The 628-nt window shown below is 62.6% G+C and carries 1 protein-coding gene; it reads left to right on the top strand.

Annotated elements, in window-relative coordinates; translation table 11 throughout:
- Nucleotides 1-112: 112 nt before the first annotated feature.
- A complete protein-coding gene (locus NKJ15_RS32920) occupies nt 113-493 on the top strand; it encodes a transposase (RefSeq protein ID WP_245274633.1) in 381 nt (126 codons plus the stop codon).
- Nucleotides 494-628 lie beyond the last annotated feature (135 nt).

Consider the following 628-nt stretch of genomic DNA (forward strand, 5'->3'; position numbering starts at 1 on the left):
CGTAAGCGCCAAGCTGACCCCATCTGGCGCGGCTTGAGGTGATGAGCGAGACATACTGACACTGAAGCAAGGAGCCGAGGAGCTTGCAGTGTCAATTTCTATGTCTGCGCCTATGCCTGATGATAGAAGTTTCCATGTTCTTGAAGCGGTTGCCAACCGACTGGAGGCAAGCCCGCAGCGTCCGCGGCGGCGCTGGTCGGCGGAAGCGAAGTCGCGGCTGATCGAGGCGACACTGAAGCCGGGCGCGAATGTATCGGCCATTGCCAGACAAGCGGGGATGGCGCCGGCCCAGCTGTTCGGCTGGCGGAGCAAGGCGATCAAGAGCGGTGCGGTCACGCCACACAGGGATGCGGAGCGGCTCGGCTTTGTCGAGGTCACGCCGACAGCGTCCGCGTCGGTGGAGATCGAGCTGGGTGGCGTGGTCATTCGCGCCGGTGCCGATATCAATGAGGAGCAGCTGGTGCGGATTATCCGGGCGGTTCGCCAGGCATGATCCCGGCTGGCGTGAAGGTGCTGGTCGCCAGTCATCCCGTCGATTTTAGAAAAGGTCCCGACGGCCTTTTGGCACTGGTGCGCGATGCCGGCTCGGATCCATTCTTATGCGTCGGGCGAGATTATGTGGCGGAGC

The sequence above is a fragment of the Mesorhizobium sp. M0207 genome, assembly GCF_040321995.1.
Classification (GTDB): Bacteria; Pseudomonadota; Alphaproteobacteria; order Rhizobiales; family Rhizobiaceae; genus Mesorhizobium.

What these genes read in the sequence shown, in the direction of transcription:
- NKJ15_RS32920 (WP_245274633.1), top strand. Translation starts at nt 113, where the DNA reads ATGCCTGATGATAGAAGTTTCCATGTTCTTGAAGCGGTTGCCAACCGA.